Raw genomic sequence first — 4925 nt, 5'->3', positions numbered from 1 at the left:
ACCTCGGCCTCCCGGGCTCGCTGCCGGTCGTGAACGAGCAGGCCGTCCGCTACTCGATCAGCCTCGGCCTCGCCCTGGGCTGCTCGATCGCCCCGTCCAGCCGCTTCGCGCGCAAGAACTACTTCTATCCGGACCTGGCGAAGAACTACCAGATCTCGCAGTTCGACGAGCCGATCGCCTTCGAGGGCTCGGTCGAGATCGAGCTGGCCGACGGCTCGCTCGTGCAGATCCCGATCGAGCGCGCGCACATGGAGGAGGACGCCGGCAAGCTCACGCACATCGGCGGCGCCACCGGCCGCATCCAGGGCGCCGAGTACTCGCTCGTGGACTACAACCGCGCGGGGGTCCCGCTCGTCGAGATCGTCACGAAGCCCATCTACGGCGCGGGGAAGAGCGCACCCGAGTACGCGAAGGCCTACGTCGCGACGATCCGCGACATCGTGCTGGCGCTCGGCATCTCGGACGCCAAGATGGAGCGCGGCAACCTGCGCTGCGACGCGAACGTCTCGCTCCGCCCGATCGGCCAGGAGAAGCTCGGAACCCGCACCGAGACCAAGAACGTCAACTCGCTCCGCTCGGTCGAGCGCGCCGTCCGCTACGAGATCCAGCGCCAGGCGGCGATCCTCGCCGCGGGCGGCACGATCACGCAGGAGACGCGCCACTGGCACGAGGACACCGGCCGCACCTCCGCGGGCCGGCCCAAGAGCGACGCCGACGACTACCGCTACTTCCCGGAGCCCGACCTGCTCCCGGTCGTGCCGAGCCCGGAGTTGATCGAGGAGCTGCGCGCCGCGCTCCCCGAGAAGCCCGCCGACCGCCGTCGCCGCCTCAAGCAGGAGTGGGGCTTCACCGACCTCGAGTTCCAGGACGTCGCCAACAGCGGCCTGCTGGTCGAGATCACCGAGTCCGTCTCCGCGGGAGCCGCTCCGCAGGCGGCCCGCAAGTGGTGGACCGGGGAGATCGCGCGCCTCGCGAACGCGGCGGGCGAGGACCCGGCCTCCCTGGTCACCCCGGCCCAGGTCGCCGAGCTCGCCGGTCTGATCGAGAGCGGCACGCTGACCGACCGCCTCGCCCGCGAGGTCCTCCAGGGCGTCATCGCCGGAGAGGGCACCCCGCAGGAGGTCGTCGACGCCCGTGGACTCGCGGTCGTCTCGGACGACGGAGCGCTCATCGAGGCGATCGACGCGGCACTGGCCTCGCAGCCCGACGTGCTCGCGAAGATCCGCGACGGCAAGGTGCAGGCCGCCGGTGCCGTGATCGGTGCCGTGATGAAGGCCATGAAGGGGCAGGCCGACGCCGCCCGCGTCCGCGAGCTCGTCCTGGAGCGCGCGGCCGGCTGAGCCGGTGCGCGGGGAGGTGCGGTCATGAGCGGTGGAACCGGCGACGCGCCCCTTCCCGCGCGGCTCGAGCTGCCGGCGGGCGCCCTCCTGCGTCCTCTCGTCTCGAGCGACGCGGACCTCCTGCACGCGGTGATCGGCGAGCAGCGACCGTGGCTCGCGGCTCTCCTCCGCGGGGACGATCCGGCCGCCTTGCCGTCGGCGTCCCTAGGTGACGACGTGCGCGGTCTCCTGCGCCTCGAGGAGGAGTCGCATGCGGGCAGAGCGCACGCGTTCCTGCTCGTCGGCCCGGACCGCACCGAGGCGCTGGGCGCTCTGAGCGTCCGGCCCGGCGGCGGCGACTCCGCCGAGGCCTCCTGGTGGGTCGTCCCCGCCGTCCGGGGCTCGCGGCTCGAGGAGGAGCTCGACGCCTACGCGCGCCGCTGGCTCCAGCAGCACTGGCCCTTCGACACAATCACCACGCCCGACAACCACCCCGACGATCCCGCCTCCCTGGCCGGGGCGAACATCGTGGCGCTCGTGCCCGTCGCGCCGGAGCGCACGGCCCTCCCCGACGCCGACGCCGCCTCGGCGGCGCTCCTCTGGGCGGAGTACCGCTCCACGCATCCGGGAGTCGACGAAGCGCTCCCGCCGGTCGAGTCGTTCGGCGACAGCACGGCGATGGCGGACGAGCTGCTGGGCCTCGTGCGGCGCGGAGTGAAGACGGCCACGGCGTCCCTCGCCGAGGAGGGGGCGCCCGTCGCGGGCGACCACTGGATCGTCTGCGACGGCGCGGGAGCGGCGCGTGTCGTCCTCGTGACGGACGAGGTGCGGACCGGTCCGCTCGACTCCGTCGACGACGCGTTCGCCTGGGCCGAGGGCGAGGGGGACCGCACGCGCGCCTCCTGGCTCGACGGCCACCGCCGCTACTTCGCCCGCGTCTCACCGGGCGGCATCGGCGACGTGGTCTTCGAGCGCTTCCACGTGGTCTGGCCGGAGGCCGACGCCGAGCGCGCCGCCGCCTTCGCCCGCTCGGTCGGAGCGTTCCGGCCCGAGGAGCTCGACGGGACTCCCTCGCAGACCTAGGGGGTTTCCCGGATGCCCCGCTCAGGCGCCCTGCGCCAGAGTGGAGTCATGGCTACTCTCGTGCGCCCCCGTCGGGGCAGGATCATCGCCGGCGTCTGTGCCGGTCTCGCCCGCCGATTCGGCTGGAGCCCCTTCGTGGTGCGTCTCCTGTTCGTGCTCTCGTGCCTCCTCCCGGGGCCGCAGATCATCGCTTACCTCGTGATGTGGGTGGTCATCCCGAAGCAGAAATGACCGAGGCCCCCGCTCCGAGCAGCCTCTGAGAGAACGCTCAGCACCCGGAGCGGTGAGAGGCCTACGGTGGCGGTGTGCGTCCGTCGGGCGCCGAGGAGGAGATCATGGGATTCCTGGACCGACTGCTGGGCCGCGACGAGCAGCCCGAGAGCGCACGCCGCTCGACGTACGCGCCGCCGCAGGCCGCGGACCGCAGGCCCGAGTACGGCTCTCCTCCGGCGACGTCTCCGCGCACCGACGATGAGCGTGCCATCGAGCGCTACCGCTACCTCCTCCGCACCGCGCCGCCCGAGGCGATCGAGCAGGTGCACCGCGAGGCCTTCGAGCAGCTGACCCCGGAGCAGCGCCAGCAGGTCTTCCGAGAGCTCAGCGAGGGGGCCCCCGTCGGCGACGCGCCGAAGGACGACGACCCCCGCACGCTCGCCCAGTCCGCCACGCGGAGCGAGCTGCGCCAGCCCGGATTCATGGAGCGGCGCTTCTCCGGCGGCGGAGGCATGGGCTTCGGCGGCGTCCTCGCCTCCTCGATGCTCGGCACGATCGCCGGGTTCGCGATCGGCTCGGCCATCGCGGGCGCGTTCCTCCCCGACGCGGGAGGCGACTACGCCGGCGGTGACGGCGGGGGAGACGCCTCGGCCGACGGTGGAGCGGATGCGGGAGGTGCGGACGCCTCAGGTGCGGACGCCGGAGAAGGCGGCGGCTGGGGCGACTCCGGCGGCGGCGACTTCGGTGGCGGAGGCGACTTCGGCGGGGGCGGCGACTTCGGAGGCGGCGACTTCGGCTTCTAGCCCCGTTGCAGAGGGCCCCCGATCACGGACAGTGGTCGGGGGCCCTCGCTCGTTCCGGGCTAGTCCTCGTCGGTCAGCATCGCCTTCACCTGGCGGCGGAGGACCTTGCCGATCATGCTCCGCGGCAGCTCGTCGACGACGGTGATCCGCTTGGGCACCTTGTAGGGGGTCAGCGCCTCCCGGACGGCCTTGCGGGCGGCCGCGACGTCGAGCTGCGCGCCCGGCTCCAGGACGACCGCCGCCGCCACGGACTCGCCGCTGCGCGGATCGGGCAGGCCGACCACCGCCACCTCCTTGATCTCGGGCAGGCGGAGCAGCACCTCCTCCACCTCGGACGGCGAGACGTTGAAGCCGCCCGTGATCACGAGCTCCTTGATCCGGTCGACGATGCGCACGAAGCCGTCCTCGTCGATCGTCGCGATGTCGCCGGTGCGGAACCAGCCGTCACCGGTGAAGGTCGCCGCCGTCTCGTCGGGCTTGCGGTGGTAGCCCCGGAACACCTGCGGACCGCGCACGACCAGCTCGCCCTGCTCGCCGGTCGCCACCTCCGTGTCGGGATCCTCGGGGTCGACGATCCGCACGTCGGTGCCGGGCAGCGGGAGCCCGACCGTCCCGGCGCGTCGCGTCGGACCGACCGGGTTGGCCATCAGGACCGGAGAGGTCTCCGAGAGGCCGTAGCCCTCGACGAGCGTGCCTCCGGTCAGTGCCTCGAACGAGTCGACCAGCGCCGGGTCGAGCGGCATCGCACCCGAGATGGCGATCTCGATGCCGCGCAGGGAGACGCCCCGCTGCTGCGCGCTGCGCGCCAGGCGCTCCGCGATCGGCGGAACGGCCGGGAGGAAGGTGGCGGGGTGCTTCTTGACGACCTTCAGCACCAGCTCCGGGTCGAACTTCGGGAACAGCACCAGGCGCGCGCCCATGCTCATCGCGAAGGTGAGGCAGAGCGTCAGCCCGTAGGCGTGGAACATGGGGAGCACCGCGTAGACCACGCAGTCGCCACGGCGGACCGTCGGCACCCAGGCGCGCGACTGGGCGGCGTTCGCCGTCAGGTTCGCGTGGGTCAGCTCGGCGCCCTTGGGCGTGCCGGTCGTGCCGCTCGTGTACTGGATGACCGCGAGGTCCTCCGCGACCGGGCGCGGGTGCGCCGGGTCGATCCGCCGGCGCAGCAGCGACTCCCACTCGATCGCGCCGCGGACCGGCCCCGTCAGCGCGGCGCGCGACTCCCGGGCCTTCTTCAGCGGCAGGCGGAGGGCTGCGCGCATCGAGGCGGGCATCGCGCGCGTGAGGTCGACGGCGACGACGGTCTCGACGCCGAGGTCGGCCGGGAGGTCCTGCACCGTCGGCACGACGCGGTTCCAGGCGATCGCGACACGAGCGCCGTGGTCCTCGAACTGGTGGCGCAGCTCGCGCGGGGTGTAGAGCGGGTTGTGCTCGACCACCACGGCGCCGAGCCGGAGGACGGCGTAGAAGGCGACGACGTGCTGCGGGCAGTTCGGGAGGACGAGGG

At 73.1% G+C, this 4925-nt stretch carries 5 protein-coding genes; 4 read left to right on the top strand and 1 reads right to left on the bottom strand.

What is annotated here, in order from left to right; genetic code table 11:
* The 4 genes from gatB to C5C39_RS17010 all read left to right on the top strand — a co-directional run.
* Nucleotides 1-1340: Asp-tRNA(Asn)/Glu-tRNA(Gln) amidotransferase subunit GatB (gene gatB / locus C5C39_RS17025; RefSeq protein ID WP_104353938.1), on the top strand; the 1340-nt coding region annotated here is incomplete at its 5' end.
* Nucleotides 1341-1364: 24 nt separating this feature from the next.
* Nucleotides 1365-2402, top strand: a complete 1038-nt coding sequence (locus C5C39_RS17335; protein WP_146083973.1) for an ASCH domain-containing protein — start codon at nucleotides 1365-1367, stop codon at nucleotides 2400-2402.
* Between the two features lie 48 nt (nucleotides 2403-2450).
* On the top strand, nucleotides 2451-2633 hold the full coding sequence (locus C5C39_RS17015; RefSeq protein WP_104223873.1) for a PspC domain-containing protein: 183 nt from the start codon (nucleotides 2451-2453) through the stop codon (nucleotides 2631-2633).
* A 104-nt stretch (nucleotides 2634-2737) separates the two neighbouring features.
* A complete protein-coding gene (locus C5C39_RS17010; protein WP_104353939.1) occupies nucleotides 2738-3418 on the top strand; it encodes a hypothetical protein in 681 nt (226 codons plus the stop codon).
* A 59-nt stretch (nucleotides 3419-3477) separates the two neighbouring features.
* On the opposite strand, the gene C5C39_RS17005 is transcribed toward C5C39_RS17010, so the two are convergent.
* The coding region (locus C5C39_RS17005) for an AMP-binding protein (RefSeq protein WP_104353937.1) at nucleotides 3478-4925 on the bottom strand (1448 nt) is incomplete at its 5' end.

The sequence above is a fragment of the Rathayibacter sp. AY1F3 genome (assembly GCF_002931975.1).
In the GTDB taxonomy this organism is placed as follows: domain Bacteria; phylum Actinomycetota; class Actinomycetes; order Actinomycetales; family Microbacteriaceae; genus Rathayibacter.
This window is presented reverse-complemented; position numbering and strand designations above follow the sequence as displayed.